Origin of the sequence: Sphingobacterium tabacisoli (assembly GCF_017908035.1) — a bacterium.
Lineage (GTDB): Bacteria > Bacteroidota > Bacteroidia > Sphingobacteriales > Sphingobacteriaceae > Sphingobacterium > Sphingobacterium tabacisoli.
In genome coordinates this window covers 87249-100467 of the sequence record NZ_JAEQMU010000001.1, presented here as the reverse complement: position 1 = coordinate 100467, position 13219 = coordinate 87249, and the positions used below count along the sequence as shown (strand labels likewise).

Genomic DNA, 13219 nt, shown 5'->3' with positions numbered 1-13219 from the left:
TCAAGTTTTTAACTATAGCTACTGCAATAAAACCTAATCTAGGTTAACTCCTTATTTTTACAATCTTCACAGATTCCAGAAAAAAGAAGAACCGCTCTATCGACCTGGTATTTACCCAATTCATACTGATAAAAATCAGGCAGCGGACTGAGCTGGGCTATCATTCCACAACTGAGACATCGAAAAGAGGGACTTAAGGTCGTATTTTTAGCACAGTAAAAATACCTTATCGCGCCATCGGTATCCACGGTTCTTTCGAGTATGCCAGCCTCATAAAGTAGATTCAATATTCGATAGATGGTGACCCTATCCTGGACTTCCTCAAAATAATGCCGCATCTCTGTGGATGAGAACGACTGCTCTGAAGAAATCAAGATGTTCAGTACCTGTACCCGCAACCTTGTAGGTCTTATGTAATTTTCTTTCAATATTTCACTCGATCTTTCCATAGTCCTAGTTTTCACAAATCGATAACTAAGCTTTAAAGGTTTTTCGGAAATTCATCTTTCCACCACGTAAAACGCCAGTCATCGGCTTCATCTTCTGTCAGTAGGCAGGCCTCCAGTTCTGACATATACTTTTCTTTGTCCAGATCCTGACCGATGAAAACCAGTTCGTTCTTCCGATCTTCCCACTCTGGATGCCATCGCTTTAGCAGGTCACTACGTATGTCTGCATAACCTGGATATTGATAGCGCATGTCTTCGGGCATACTGCTCCACCATGATCCGGCATTCTCCAAGCGAACACTGCCGCCAGCCTGACTGAAACTGATAGCGGCGTCAGGACGGGAAGCTAGCCAGAATAGTCCCTTAGCGCGAATAACGTTATGAGGGTAATTTTCATGTAGATATTTACGCCATCTTTGCGGATGGAATGGCCTCTGCGAGCGAAACACAAAGGATGAAATACCATATTCTTCGGTCTCTGGTGTATGTTCTGTTTCCAGCTCTTTGATCCATCCCGCTGAAGAGGAGGCTTGATCAAAGTCGAATGCGCCCGTCCCGATAATATCTTTGGGGCGAACTTTACCAAATTGGGTCCGGATAGTTTTGGCGCCAGGATTCAGTTTGCGGATGGCTGCTTCCAGAATGCCCAATGTTTCCTCTGACACCAGATCGGATTTATTGAGAATGATCACATTGGCAAATTCGATCTGATCGGTGAGTAGATTGACAATGGTTCTACTGTCCAGACTATCATCTGTCAACTCCCTATCCACTAAGGTCTCCGCACTGCCAAAGTCATTGAAAAAATTGTAGCAGTCGACCACTGTCACCATCGTATCAATGTAACTAAAGGACGACAGGTCTATACCATTATTTTCATCCACATAACTAAATGTTTGTGCTACAGGAATGGGTTCGGAGATGCCGGTACTTTCGATCAATAGGTAGTCGAACCTATCTTCTTTAGCCAGTCGCTCCACTTCAACCATCAAATCTTCACGCAGTGTGCAGCAGATGCAGCCATTACTCATCTCGACCAATTTCTCTTCCGTACGTGAGAGTACCTGTTCGCGCTCTACGGTCTGTGCATCTATATTGACTTCGCTCATATCATTGACGATTACGGCTACCCGTAGATTTTCCTTATTATGGAGAACATGGTTTAACAACGTGGTCTTTCCTGCTCCCAAAAAGCCACTGAGTACGGTTACCGGTAATTTCTTCTTCATGATCTCTGCTTATTATTTTGTTATCTACTTTTGATATCGCTTTTCCTGAATGACGATCGATAGCCACTCTTTGATGTTCGAAAGATGTCCAGCACCATACAGCTTTACAAAACGCTGTGTTTCCGGCAGGTTATCATTCGTGTAAATAGAGAACCGCTTTTCTGCAAACTCCAACGTCAGTGGAATTCCGCATTTTTCTTCAATACAGTTCTTCCATTCTTCAAAACTCTTAGGTATCGCTTCCATATATATTTCTTTATTCAAAAATAAAAACATTTTACATCAAAAGCAACATTGTTGCAACAATAACTTTATTTATATACATTTAATATATCTTACATATTGTTAGATGAAGTATTAAATAACTGCCTTGACCATGCTAAGTCTAAAACCGGTGTAGTGGCTCATGCTCAATACATTAAAAAACAAAAACTCAATTAGATTGGCAATTTGTGATACAGGTATCGGGTTGACTAACTGTGTAAATAACTACTTGTTGTCTAAAGGTGAAGAGATTTGGGCGAGTGAAGACGCTATAGCCTGGGCTTTTACGCTGAAAAACACAACACAGTCACCCCCAAGAAACCGGGGACTGGGATTAAATAACCTATTGGATGAAACAAATTTTCATGAAGGTGAATTCAGGATGGTAACATATGACAAATGGATAATAAATAACCCAGGTGTCAGCTTTAAGATGAGAGATATTAAATGCTTCTTTGGCACAGCTATTGAAATAGAAATAATGATTGACAATCTAGAAAAACTGAAAATCAGTGACTTTGAATATTGTTAACTGACATATTCTTTACAGCAATCATACATCATGAATACAAAATAAATTTTTAAATTACCAAAATTTCGAATAACACTAATAAAAATATAATCATGAAAACATTACAAATCAACAATCTTGTAGATAATACAAGTACTAATGTAGCTGGATTTCAATTATATTCTATTTTGGAAAAATCCATCCATGTAAATGAAATAATTCAGATCGATCTAATAGGGTCTTTGGCTATTTCTTCTTCTTTCTTCAATTCGTCTTTTGGTGAATTAATTGAAAAACACGGATTCACGAGTGTGACTAAAAAACTAAAATTCAAAAATGTATCAACCGATCAGAAAAGATTGCTGAAATCATATTTTGACAGTTATAAGGAGCTAACTGCTCATTAATAGAAAACGCCTCACTTTATACAAATTGAGGCGTTTTTATTATCGTAGCTCTTCCGGTGGGCTGGCTTTTACGGCACTCGCTTGCTTTACACCTCTATCCATATCTACAACTTAATCCTGCATGGCTATTAAAAACTCGACATCATTGATAATAGGTGTAGCACCAAAACGACCTGACATATACCATTTATCCAGCGGGGTATTCAACCAAACACCTTCCATATCTGAACAACGGAATAACTCACTGGCTCCGTATTCATTCTTCTCGCTAAACCATACCTGATCACGGCGGAATAACTCACTGCTCAATTGACTGACATCGTGCGTAGTAAATATCAACTGCGCATTATTCTTATTGAGGATCGGATTACGAAAGATCTAAATCAAAAAATTTGGTAATCATGGGATGTAAGTTCTCCAAAAAGAAGCACCCTACCCCTCCAAAAAGCTTTCCAAATCATCCTCTTTGCCTAATCCGAACTTCTGTTTCAAACGATACTTGAACATACGAACACTATGCGGCTCTATGTGTAATGCCTGTGCAATTTGCTTTGTACTCATTTTTAGGTAGAGATAAGTACAATATTTCAGGTCAAGCGGTGTCAGTTTCTGAATAGCTTTTTCATTCATCCGGTTCAAGAAATCGGGGTGGAGCTCTTGTATCTGCATTTTGATATCTTCAAAATCGGTTTGTAAGAGCATCTCTTCCTTAATCAGTTTTTGGATATGTTTGGCTTCACCTCGCTCTATCTTATCCTGAATCTGCTTAAGCGTGTCATTTTTTCTATCGATGATCAGCGAATTTGCTAAAGCCTCTTTTTCCAACTGCTGTCGTCTTAAATCCAGTAACTCCTGCTCTGCTTTTAACCTGGCCCGTTCCTCTTTTTCCAATCTGAGCTGCATCGCAGCCTGCTGTGCCTGATCTTCTTTTTCCTGCGTCAATTGCTTTTCCCGTTCTATGGAATAGCGTAGACGGAAGTGATAAGATACGAACATAAATAGGAGCCCGAACAACAGCGCAACCGCAACTCCCCCGTAGAGATAATTTTGCCGCTTCCTAAAATTTTCACGTTCGGTCAAAAGTTCCAGTTCGCGGTCTTTTTTTTCTGTTTCATACTGCACCTCTAATTTCTGTGCATTGAAAAGTTGTTGTTCGTTGAACGATTTCTTTAAAAGATCTTCTGCCCTTTGCTGATAGGTCAATGCGGATCTAAAATCCTGCTTTTTCAAAGCAATATCTGCCAGATCCCGATTGATAGCGTATTCTAATCTGAAATAACTACCATTTGAGCTCATCAGCCGACTGAGTCCCTGCAAAAGATATTCTTCAGCCAGTTCCAAATCCCCTTTCTGCTTCGCAAAACCACTCTTGATACCAAAAATATTTCCCCATTTATCGGCAAAGGCATCGCTATCCAGCAATTTTTGCTCTGCAAGCCCTAGGTATTCAAATGCTTTCTGTTGCCGATAGGCCACTGATTCGGACGAATGTTCTAGATAGTAATTCGCCAGATTAATACAGGTGATCAGGTAGGTGTTAACACTTAATTTATCCGGTTGTTTTTCCAGTAAAGCAAAAGATCTATTCAGATAATGATAACTGCTATCCAAGAGATTCCGCTCCTTATTTTTTTTGTACCGGGCGAGATACATACTCGACAGACCATTGTTTACATTGGTCTGCAAATTAATATTGTTTGCTTTTATAGCGTAATAGCGGGCCTGACGGATATAATGTTCCATCTTTTCGCTGTCGTCCCACTTACTATAGGCTCCGTACAATAGATAATTTAGGTGGTATTGGGTAGAAAGATCCTCCTCATTCTTTTCTACGAGCTTCAGTGCATAGAGCGCATCCTGTACAACAGCATCAGGTAGATTGAGAGCATTGTTGAGAAATGCTTTAGCCCTATACGCCACTGCTAAAGATGTGTTCTTCTGTGATTGCTCCGCACTCTCCAAGCTTAAATCGCAGCTCCTTTTAGAAAGCAAAAGGCTATCCATTGCGGTATATATACTGCTTTGGTAGGCATACAAATAGGCTAGATCCGCAGGCGATGTCGTGGATTTAATACCGGCCTCTAAAATGCTGATCGCATCCTGCTTTTCATTTTGCAGCTGGAGCTGATCTAATTTATCCAGTATTTTTTGTGTATTGGGCTGGACATGCTGAGCACTGATTCTCTTACAGCACAACAGTATCAATGTAGCGAATAAAACATACTTAAACCTCATACAATTTCTATATACATACGCCTACAAAGTAATTAAAAAAAGGGATGACATCCGAATCCGATAACGCTAAACCCCTTCATTACATCAGCTTCAATCTACTGAAAATAAATCAATTAAAAACATGTATACACTTTGTATATACAGGCAAAAAAAATGTAGACGGTTTGTTAAGTCAAAGAGAACATCATTTCATAAGATTCTTCCGATGTTTGTTCAACACAACGCTTATAAAACTATGACTCCGAAAGTACAATCTATTTTAAGTTACCTTGGTATTTTATGGCTCGTTGCTTTTTTTGCAGGGAAAGAAGAGCGAAACGACCTCAGTATATATCATATGAAACAAGGACTGGGACTATTCATCATAGCAATTGTGTCCAATACCACGGCAGGAATTGCTCTGACACTAGTGCCCTCTCTCTCCTTTATTATTAGTGTGTTTGGTCTTGTTTTTTTTATTTTCATGATACTGGGTATAATCGCGGCCGCTAATGAAGTAAAGAAACCTTTGCCTCTAATCGGTAAATTATTTGAAGACACCTTTCATTTTATACGATAAAATAAGCATAGGGAATCCAATTAAAATAATCAACAAAATGCGTCATCTGATTCACCTACTACTGTATTGTTTTTTGCCAACGGTTTTATGCGGACAGACGGTTCCTGAGAAACAGCAGTTTGTCATCAAAAAAGTACGCATCATCGATTATGAAAACCTCTATACCCAAGACGAGATCATAAAGTTGGACCATATTGCAGACGATTGCTGGAAAAACGGCATAGCAGATATAGCCATCGTCACTATTGACGAACACCATACCGACAAAGCGCATTTCGACCAGTATGTTTCTAACCATCTGACAGGGTATGCGCAAGGATCATATGAGAAGAACAATGGAATAGTTATCGTTATATCCAAACAACTCCGTCAAATGCGCATCCAAAATGGTAAGGGTATAACGAAAATAATAAGCGATGACGACGCCAAAAAGATCATTGATGAACAGTTTGTGCCAAAATTCAGGGAAGGTAACTATTTTGAAGGCACATACAACGGTCTAAGTGCCATCATCAGTCATGTAAAAAAAGAAATGCAAGAATACAATTATACAGATGCATCATCCATTTTCCGGCCTTCGCTGTTTCAAAAGATCAGGAGATTCGTACTGGAAAACGGAGTACCACAGACGTTCCGTAATCTCGATAGCGATAATCCCTGCTACAATTTTACATCACTGGATGTATTCTTGGGGCCTTCAAAAAAAGATGCGTTTATTTCGAAAGATTTTTCGGAAACCGATTATTACGAAATGACCGTCCGTAACAGTGATGGCAAGCATTATCAGTTTATCTGCTTTGACGCCCAGGTGCCTGAACAGACCTTTTTAAAAAAGACTATGCATCCGGATAGGGTCTATTGGCTCGATCCCGGCGATAAATTAATTTCGCAGGATGTATGGCCTCTGCTCATGCAGATCGAAGATGAAATCAGGCAAAACGCAGCAGCAGGGGCTCCTAAAAATTTTACCGGTCATCGATGGATCCTTAAACAGGAATTTGACCACATGGAGCAAATCTATAAAGATATCGATACGCATGATACACTGGCCTTTGACAAAAACGACCTACTCATCAACGGTCACATGGCTGGAACATTTGAGATCGATGAAACAAAAAAGCTGTTGTCCCTAAGACTGGAAAAAACAAAACGACCTTCATTCGCAATTTTTAAAATGGAAGACCATTATTACTATCGTTTCTATTTCAATAAGACAGAACGGAAACTCTATCTGCTACCTCTGGACGAAAAAGAAGGTAATGATCTTATCTCGGTAGAGGGATGTACACTGGTCGGTGAAATTTTAGAACCATAAAAAAGAAATTATATGTTTTTTGTAATCAACAAAATAGAACAGGCATCTCATAAAACAGACCGGCTTCAAAATCCGAAAAACCCATCCAATCCGATGGTACTCGGCATCTACCGTACCGAGAGCCGTACGGCACTATTCCATGTCTATTCCAAAAAAGCCTATGGCGAATTTTGGGATGATACCGAACGTAAAAAGATTGCCAGCCGCGATTGGACATCTGAAATGAAGGGTTTTGCAAATCAGAAAGTAGCAGAAGCCCCAAAACCGCCGTTTATATTTAAGCTAACGATTGTAGGTTGGATTTTTGTAGCTTTAATGATCGCAACCATGGGTTTGATCATTTACCAGGAAACTAAGGCCCCCGCCCCCAAGTCGGCCGAATATATAGCCATGGAACAGGCTCCGGCTGTCGGAGATATCTATTTCGGCAGATATGAAGCATTCAAAGAATCGGGCGACCGGATTGCTTCAGGTATTGGTTTTGGTTGGTTTAAAGTAATCCAAGTCGAAGGCAACGTCTACCATATCGCCAGATCGGCCGAAATGAGCAAGACCCATAAACCCAAAGAAGAACTGAACAGTACCGACTTTGAGTCTGAGGGCACGCCAGCAAAGATCACCGAACAAGCTGGCTATATGATCAATATGAAAGCAGTGGATGGAAAGATGGAAATATACTTTACGGAAAAGAAATAACATGTCTACCAAGAAAATAATGAGTATCATCGCATGGGTTGTCATCGGAGTATTGGGGCTTTTTGCTTTTATCCTATACGCCACCATCAAGACAAAATCCACCGGTCTCAACCAATATGCACCGTACAACGAATGGGTAGGTAGGACGGTGACAATGGATAAGGAAACTGTATTGTTCAAAGAAAAAATCAGTATGAACGACAATGCCGCATATCCATATATTCTACTGGACAGCCGACATCCGCAATGGCAGTATGTAGAAGAACAGAAACGGATTGGAGATATAGAAGAGATAGCAACATTTCATGCCGGAACGGAGCTACGGTTGGAAAAAGCCATTCAGTACACAAATGGTGTATCAGGCTTCTCCTACCCCACAGTATTCGGGACAATAATTAGCAACGGAAAAGAATACAGGGTCGGTTACCAGTGGGGGAAGATGGATATCGGTAAGAGTTTTGACAAGGTAGAAAAGTGCTGGCAATTTCATCAGGCACCATGGCAGAAAGTACGAGATACCAGTTTTTATGCATTGCCAACGGCCAAATTTTGGTAAAAATTATACAGATATGAACAATACAATCTTCTCATCCTTTGTTCTGATCCTGTTATTAGCCTGTAACAAAGATAAAGACTACAAACAGGAACCGATGCCTCCATTACCTGTCGATATTCACATCGTGGGTTCGGTTCCGGAAAACAATCTACATAAACCCTATTACATCAAAAACGGAACAGCACAGGTTTTGCCCTATTGGGGTGGTACAGGGGCAATTGCCGATGATATTTTTGTATCAGAAAAGGATGTCTACATCGTAGGCAGATTGACAACAGGCACATCTACAATGAACTCGACAAGGAAACCGGTTTTATGGAAAAATGGTGTCTTAGAGGAGCTCAAAATCGCAGAGGGGGTTATTAGTGCCGATGCCATAGCAGTGTACGTAGCTAAAGGAAATGTCTACGCAGCAGGGTACCGTGCCGTACCGAAAAAGAAATCTATCGCCACGGTCTGGAAAAATGGTGCGGCACGCAATATAACCGACGGTACTAACGAAGCTAGATTGCAGGATGTCTTTGTATCCGGTACAGATATCTATGTAACCGGTTACGAAAAGAACGCAGCAGGAACACCTGTAGCCAAATACTGGAAAAATGGAAGTCCCGTAGAGCTGTCCGATGGACAGCATGTTTCTTATGCAATGAGCATATATGTGGACAAAGAAGATGTCTACGTCACGGGGTATGCCTACGAAGAGGGAGATTGCAATATCAAGCTCTGGAAAAATGGTCAGGCCACCAATCTAACTTCAGGCTCTGCAGTAGCTATGGGTAGAAAAGTATGGGTAGAAGACGGGGATGTCTATGTCGGGGGATACGAACAGATAGGAGATCGGTTCGCACCTTTTGCCTGGAAAAATGGCAGTCGTATGGACCTCAATTTTTCAGCTGAAGGCCATAGTCTGGCTTACGATGCCTCAATTGTCAAAGGCCACCTCTTTATCGTAGGTACACAGAAGATCAATGGTGCAAACCAATGTACACTGTGGCAGAATGGCATTCCGGTTGCTGCATCTGCGAATGTTCCTAACATCACTCCTTCCGGGCTTTTTGTGGTCGAGCAATAGGCGACATGAAGGTGGTAAATTATGTAGTTTAATGCTGTTGGTGGCTACCGTACCTGTATGTACCGGCTTTGTGTTGATTCTATGCTGGTATACACTGAGATGCCTCTATGCTATCGACTATCCTTTGTTGACATGGGCGGGATTATATTGCTATCTTCTCTTTTTGACAGGCTTGGTCGTTGCAGTGCTATTGCTCCCTGTGTTGTACATGCAAAAGGCAGCCCTCCCTATTTTCAGACAAAAAAAAGTTAAATTAAATTGCTAATATTCCAATACCTTATCAAGATCACCTTGTGGAACCAGTAATAGCACCTTTAAGCGTGCGCACCTCAGGTATAGCATGTGGATGAAGACTTATCGGTTTGAATCGTTTCGATTTTAGGCCGATTTGAATCTATAATTGATGACTGTGCTAATGGAACAGGTCGAAGACCCTCATGATAAAAAACTTCAGGATTTAGGTGTCTGTCATCCAGGCTTATAATAATATCCCTTTTGACAATAGCTCCATTATCGCTATACAGTGTCAGCTTATACTTTTTTCCCATAGAATGCTATCTTTTTAATTTAGATTATCCCCTTTTTATCAGTATTGATAGCAACAAAAATAATACATCCTATGTATTTCAAGTCAGTAAAAACAGCGCATTTATCTGTTAATAACGCGCGTATATCACCTTTCGGCACTCTATCGAGGTATTGATGCGGCTAATATATCAATATCCACTCCTTTGACCTGCTGCTGCGAGGGCGAGTAGCCAAAATGCTTCTTGTATACTTTAGCAAAATTAGCAGGATCTTCATAGCCAATAGCCCAGGCAACATCTGCAACACGAGCACCCGATTCGAGCATATCTTTTGCAGAATTCATCTTTATGATCCGGATAAACTCAGCTGGAGTCTTATCGATCAGCGCCTTTAATTTACGCGTGAGTTGACTAGAACTCAGACAGGCTACATTGGCTAGAAACTCCACATTCATCTGCTTACTGTCCTGATACGCATGAATAGCCCCAACTAGCTTTTCGATAAAATCTTTATCTTGTTGAGAGATACTTTTTTCTTCTCCCTCCAGTAACACACCGTTATCACTATCCTTGACCAGTAACGAAGCATAGTATGTTCTTAGCCTTTCTTTAGACGCTAGGCGATTATGCACCCTAAGCCTTAGCTCTGTTACAGAAAATGGTTTATAGATATAATCATCCGCACCGATATACAAGCCATGTTCCTTTTTCAACTGATCTTTGACTGCAGTAAGCAATAGCACCGGAATATGAGATGTAGCTTCTGATTCTTTAATGGACTGACAGAAGTCTAACCCGTCCATCCGAGGCATCTTGATATCACTTATTATCATATCGGGGAGCATCGCATTTGCTATTTCTAGCGCGACCTCGCCATCCGCAGCTTCTAAAAAGTGATAGGAATGCCCAAGTGACTCCTTTATAAAACCACGTATTTCCTCATGATCATCTACGAGCAAGATCACCGGACGATCGATAGTGCCGACAACGTTATTTCGTTTATACTGCACGTCTGTTGCCGATATCCGCGAAAGGGTTGAAACTACAGGAGTTATTTCGTTCTTCTCTTCGACAGAAATATTCCCTTCTGCCAACCAAACGTGAAATATCGTCTTACCATCAGTTTGGCTCTCCACCTCTACACCACCACCATGATAGGTCGCCAGTTCTTTCACTAAGGAAAGCCCTATACCAAACCCTTGATAAGAAGGCTCTCCTGGCAATTGATAGAATCGGTCAAAGATTTTGGGCAGGTATTCATCAGCAATACCATCTCCGGTATTGGATACCCAAATATTTAATAACGGGCTTTCAAAATCTAAACATACCTCAATTTTTCCCGCTTGCGGGGTATGTTTTAGCGCGTTCGAAAGCAAATTGTAGATGATAGCTATTACGGCCTGACGCGAATAGACAAAACGCTGATCCGAATACTGTTCAGCTTGTTTTGATAATTCACACTCAAGCTGAATGCCAAGCCTGTCAGCTTCGGACTCAAAACTTTCTACCTGCATCCTGACCAACTCAACAACTGGGCCTTGCTCATATTGGAGCTTATAATAGCTGTCATCCATTTTTGACAATTCCAGTAATTGGTCTACCAATTCCAATAAATTGGCGCTGTTCTTAGTGATTTCGGAATACCTTGATTTATCGTCTACATCCCCTTCGCCCGCCATTAATAATTCAACATGCCCATTTATGAGCGTTAATGGTGTACGAAATTCATGCGATATATTGGCTAAAAATCGGGATTTCATCTCTTGGTTGTCTATTGCGGCCTTCTTTTTCACTTTCTCTAAAGCAATTCTATGTTTCGAACGTGCCGAAAGATAGCGCCATGATACCACAGCAAAAATAAAAGCCAGTCCAGCAAAAGCCCAGGCAACGTTTCGTTGTCGCTGTCTATTTCTGGAAGTTTCAAGTGTTTTAGCAATCTGGTTTTCATATTCATACTTCAACACAATCTTTTCAGCATTCTGCTTTTCTATACTATCACGATATAGATAATACTTTTGCATATTTAGATAGGCGTCCCGAAAGTGACCCAATGCGCTATCTACCTCCGCTAGTACTTTATAAGAAATTAAGTAGGCGGATTTATCAATAGTACTGGCATTAAGCCTGATTGCAGACGCTATCCATATGCTTGCGAGATTGTATTTTTCCAAATCCCGGTATATACGGCCTATCCAATTTGCAACAGTCACCCTATTTGATATATTCTGCGTGACCATGGGTTTATCTACCATAGACAGAAACTTGGTTAATGCTCCTTTCTTGTCACCCAATTCATAATCTATTTCAGCGAGCTGTTTGTAGGGGGTAAAAAAGCTTAAACCTGAACTATCTACTGCTGCATATATCGCTATTGCTTGTTCGCAATAATACCTTGCCGCATCAAAATCCCGCTTCTTTCGTGCTACATTCCCAAGATTGGTATACGACAATGCTACCCCCGAGCGATTACCCTCCCTAATATAGGCTTCCAGCGAATTTCTATAAATATCTTCTGCTTTGTCGATATTGCTAATCTCCATATAAACATGCCCGATCAAATTACTTGTCCATATTATACCGTCGTTATTATCTATACTTCTATAGCGTTCTCTGGATTCGTAAAAAAGTGCGATGGCCTTACCAAAATTGGAGAATTCATAATGAATCAATCCCAGATTGGCACTTGTCCGTGCCATTCCCCAATAATTGTCTGTTTTTTTGTAAGCGTGATAAGCCTCATCCCAATGATCCAGCGCTTTTAGATAGTCGTCCTGATGATAATATAGGTGAGCGATATTATCTGCAGAATTCGCTACACCATAAGGATCTTTTTCTCTCCTCCGAATATCTAACGCCATCTGATGACTCGATAATGCTGCTTTTTGATCCTCTTTAGTCGTGTATATATGTCCCAGTTGGTCATAGGCTTCTGCCTCCGACAGTGGCACGTCCATCTTTCTGGCTAGCGCCAGCATTATGTTCAGGTTCTCCAGTGCCTTTTCTAGGTCGCCTTTTTCACGATACATATGAACAAAGTTTTCATAAGATTTTAAGAGACCAGACATATTTCCATCTCGCTGTGCCATTACTTTTGCTCTCGTAGTAATAGTTGCCGCGGAATCGTAACTGCGAATATGTACGTAGCGACGCGCAATTTCATTGAGCAACAAAACCTTATTGTGTGTATCTGCAGTGCTTCTTAATAAAATACGTAAAGAATCGATTTCTGAATGTTGCAGCTTCTGACCATAAGCTCCTTTATCAAGAGACATGACCATAAATATCAAGAACGAAATACTATAAAAGGGGTTTAAAAGAAACATCAAAATTTTTAAAAACAGAATATCTTTATATAGTGCTATCACACTACAATAGGGTCAAGTTATTGTTTTCATTTCG

At 40.6% G+C, this 13219-nt stretch carries 13 protein-coding genes; 7 read left to right on the top strand and 6 right to left on the bottom strand.

The window, feature by feature from the left end; translation table 11 throughout:
- Positions 1 to 38: 38 nt before the first annotated feature.
- The 3 genes from JKG64_RS00340 to JKG64_RS00330 are packed head-to-tail and all read right to left on the bottom strand — an operon-like array spanning position 39 to position 1924.
- The gene (locus JKG64_RS00340) at positions 39 to 449 is read right to left on the bottom strand and encodes a Fur family transcriptional regulator (protein ID WP_133584387.1); all 411 of its coding nucleotides are present in this window, start codon (positions 447 to 449) and stop codon (positions 39 to 41) included.
- Positions 450 to 481: 32 nt separating this feature from the next.
- Positions 482 to 1678, bottom strand: a complete 1197-nt coding sequence (locus tag JKG64_RS00335; protein WP_133584386.1) for a GTP-binding protein — start codon at positions 1676 to 1678, stop codon at positions 482 to 484.
- Between the two features lie 24 nt (positions 1679 to 1702).
- Complete coding sequence (locus tag JKG64_RS00330; protein ID WP_210352365.1) at positions 1703 to 1924, bottom strand: hypothetical protein; 222 nt, start codon at positions 1922 to 1924, stop codon at positions 1703 to 1705.
- 160 nt (positions 1925 to 2084) lie between these two features.
- Here JKG64_RS00330 and JKG64_RS00325 point away from each other — a divergent pair, with 160 nt between their 5' ends.
- Together JKG64_RS00325 and JKG64_RS00320 are read left to right on the top strand one after the other, a co-directional pair.
- Positions 2085 to 2474, top strand: a complete 390-nt coding sequence (locus tag JKG64_RS00325) for a hypothetical protein (protein WP_133584384.1) — start codon at positions 2085 to 2087, stop codon at positions 2472 to 2474.
- A 92-nt stretch (positions 2475 to 2566) separates the two neighbouring features.
- Entirely contained in the window at positions 2567 to 2860 is a 294-nt protein-coding gene (locus JKG64_RS00320; RefSeq protein ID WP_133584383.1) for an STAS-like domain-containing protein, read from the top strand.
- Positions 2861 to 2971: 111 nt separating this feature from the next.
- Here JKG64_RS00320 and JKG64_RS00315 read toward each other — a convergent pair whose 3' ends face one another.
- Together JKG64_RS00315 and JKG64_RS00310 are read right to left on the bottom strand one after the other, a co-directional pair.
- The gene (locus JKG64_RS00315; protein WP_210352364.1) at positions 2972 to 3199 is read right to left on the bottom strand and encodes an AAA family ATPase; all 228 of its coding nucleotides are present in this window, start codon (positions 3197 to 3199) and stop codon (positions 2972 to 2974) included.
- A 93-nt stretch (positions 3200 to 3292) separates the two neighbouring features.
- The gene (locus JKG64_RS00310) at positions 3293 to 5095 is read right to left on the bottom strand and encodes a hypothetical protein (protein WP_210352363.1); all 1803 of its coding nucleotides are present in this window, start codon (positions 5093 to 5095) and stop codon (positions 3293 to 3295) included.
- 235 nt (positions 5096 to 5330) lie between these two features.
- Between JKG64_RS00310 and JKG64_RS00305 the strand changes: the two genes are divergently transcribed.
- From JKG64_RS00305 to JKG64_RS00285, 5 genes are read left to right on the top strand one after another with little or no spacing between them, the layout of a single operon-like run.
- A complete protein-coding gene (locus JKG64_RS00305; RefSeq protein ID WP_210352362.1) occupies positions 5331 to 5654 on the top strand; it encodes a DUF4870 domain-containing protein in 324 nt (107 codons plus the stop codon).
- Positions 5655 to 5691: 37 nt separating this feature from the next.
- Positions 5692 to 6969 (top strand): TPM domain-containing protein, encoded by a 1278-nt coding sequence (locus JKG64_RS00300; protein ID WP_210352361.1) that lies wholly within the window; start codon positions 5692 to 5694, stop codon positions 6967 to 6969.
- 12 nt (positions 6970 to 6981) lie between these two features.
- Positions 6982 to 7665 carry a hypothetical protein gene (locus JKG64_RS00295; protein ID WP_210352360.1) on the top strand — a complete coding sequence of 228 codons (684 nt, stop codon included), beginning with the start codon at positions 6982 to 6984 and terminating at the stop codon, positions 7663 to 7665.
- Between the two features lies 1 nt (position 7666).
- Complete coding sequence (locus tag JKG64_RS00290) at positions 7667 to 8221, top strand: hypothetical protein (RefSeq protein WP_210352359.1); 555 nt, start codon at positions 7667 to 7669, stop codon at positions 8219 to 8221.
- Between the two features lie 13 nt (positions 8222 to 8234).
- Complete coding sequence (locus tag JKG64_RS00285) at positions 8235 to 9293, top strand: hypothetical protein (protein ID WP_210352358.1); 1059 nt, start codon at positions 8235 to 8237, stop codon at positions 9291 to 9293.
- A gap of 688 nt (positions 9294 to 9981) precedes the next feature.
- On the opposite strand, the gene JKG64_RS00280 is transcribed toward JKG64_RS00285, so the two are convergent.
- Positions 9982 to 13092, bottom strand: coding sequence for a tetratricopeptide repeat protein (locus JKG64_RS00280; protein WP_210352357.1), 3111 nt, complete (start codon positions 13090 to 13092; stop codon positions 9982 to 9984).
- Positions 13093 to 13219: the final 127 nt, after the last annotated feature.